The organism is Protofrankia sp. Cr1, assembly GCF_963555865.1.
Classification (GTDB): Bacteria; Actinomycetota; Actinomycetes; order Frankiales; family Frankiaceae; genus Protofrankia.
Map to the genome: position 1 here is coordinate 13,597 of NZ_CAUVXO010000015.1, position 1,715 is coordinate 15,311.

Annotated in this window: 1 protein-coding gene; it reads right to left on the minus strand. The window is 65.5% G+C overall.

Going from position 1 to position 1,715, the window contains the following annotated elements; translation table 11 throughout:
• A partial coding sequence (locus U9980_RS03060) for an acyl-CoA dehydrogenase (RefSeq protein WP_322766586.1) occupies positions 1-1,670 on the minus strand: 1,670 nt, incomplete at its 3' end.
• Between the last annotated feature and the right edge of the window lie 45 nt (positions 1,671-1,715).

Below are 1,715 nucleotides of genomic sequence, written 5' to 3' on the forward strand. Positions count from 1 at the left end.
AGCGCGTCCGTCGCGACCTCGGCCTGGCGCAGCAGCAACCAGCCGATGACGAGGTCGCCGACACTCATCAGAAGCCGCGTGGTGTTCAGACCGACCTTGTACACCTGCCGGGTATCCGCCGCGGCGTCGGTGAAAAAGCCGACCAGCACACCGACCATGGATGTCACGTTTTCCAACGCGGCGCCCAGGATCTCCCGTTCCCGGCGTAGCGAACCGTCCCCCGCGCCGTCCTTGGCGAAGGTCTGGATCTCGGCGAACAGCGCGGTGAGCGCCTGACTGTGATCTCGCACGATCTTCCGGAAGAAGAAGTCCTGGCCCTGGATGGACGTGGTGCCCTCGTACAAGGTGTCAATCTTGGCGTCGCGGATGTACTGCTCAATCGGATAGTCCTGCAGGTAGCCCGAGCCACCGAAAACCTGCAGGGACGTCGCCAGCAGCTCATAGGATCGCTCGGAACCGACGCCCTTGACTATCGGCAGCAGCAGGTCGTTGAGCCGTTCGGCGAGATCGTCTACTGTTCCCGCGACGGTGGCCGCGGCGACCCGGTCCTGAACGGTGGCGGTGTAGAGGACGAGCGCCCGCATGCCTTCCGTATACGCCTTCTGCACCATCAGCATCCGCCGGACGTCCGGGTGATGGATGATCGTGACGCGGGGTGCGGCCTTGTCCGTCGACCGGGTCAGATCGGCGCCCTGGACCCGGGTCCGCGCGAACGCCAGGGCGTTGAGGTAGCCGGTGGACAGCGTCGCGATGGCCTTGGTACCCACCATCATCCGGGCATATTCGATGATCTCGAACATCTGGGCGATGCCGTCGTGGACGTCCCCGACAAGCCAGCCGACCGCCGGGTTCTTCTCGCCGAACCGCAGTTCGCAGGTGGCGGAGACCTTCAGGCCCATCTTCTTCTCGACGCCGGTGACGTAGACGCCGTTTCGCTCGCCGGGTTCGCCAGTCACCGGATCCACCAGGAACTTCGGAACCAGGAACATGGACAGGCCCTTGGTGCCGGGGCCGTTTCCCTCCGGCCGGGCAAGGGTGAGGTGGAAGATGTTCTCCGGAATGTCCCAGTCACCCGAGGTGATGAAACGCTTCACGCCCTCGATATGCCAGGTGCCGTCGGCCTGCGCCACCGCCCGGGTGCGGCCCGCCCCCACGTCCGAACCCGCGTCGGGTTCGGTGAGCACCATCGTCGCGCCCCACTGCCGCTCGATCGCCTGGCGGGCGAACTTCTTCTGTGCGGCATTGCCGAGTCGGTCGAGAATCCCGGCGAAGGTCGGACCGCTCATGTACATGAACACCGCCGGGTTGGACCCCAGGATCAGCTCCGAAGCGGCCCAGATGACCGACGGAGGTGCACCCAGACCGCCCAGGTGTGACGGCAGGAACAGCCGCCACCACTCACCGTCCATGAGGTCGGCATAGGACTTCTTGAACGCCGCCGGCAACGTGACCGTGCCGGTCTCCGGGTCGAACACCGGCGGGTTGCGGTCAGCCTCCGAGAAGGACTCGGCGAGCGAACCGGTGGCCAACCTGTCGACCTCGGCGAGCACGTCATGGGCCGTCTGGCGATCCATCTCCGCGAACGGACCATGACCCAGCGTCTGGTCGACACCCAGTACCTCGAACAGGTTGAACTCGATGTCGCGGAGGTTGCTCTTGTAGTGCCCCATGGCGGTCTCCCCGGGGAAGTGCCGGCATCGGTTGTCACCGAGGGA